The following is a 230-nucleotide window of genomic DNA, read 5'->3' on the forward strand; positions in this document are numbered from 1 at the left end:
TCTGCAGCACCTTGGGGGCGGGCAGCAGGGGCCCGCGCGAGCCGTCGCCCCGGGCGCCCTCCGTTCCACCACTGTGGTGCGGTGCTTCCCCGATCGCCGTCCGTGCGTCGGTGAGGTGCATGGGGCCGTTGCCGCCGCTGGCGCTCGGCGCGCCGTCGTGCGCGTCCCAGCGGGACTGGAGGGAGGAGACGCCGTGCAGGTCGCTCTGCGGCTCGTGGTACTCGGCGGCA

At 75.7% G+C, this 230-nt stretch carries 1 pseudogene; it reads right to left on the minus strand.

What is annotated here, in order from left to right:
• Nucleotides 1–230, minus strand: a pseudogene (locus tag KVT44_RS57490) (N-acetylmuramoyl-L-alanine amidase); the annotation flags it as partial.

The organism is Streptomyces sp. GbtcB7, assembly GCF_019091445.1.
GTDB classification, from domain to species: Bacteria; Actinomycetota; Actinomycetes; order Streptomycetales; family Streptomycetaceae; genus Streptomyces; species Streptomyces mirabilis.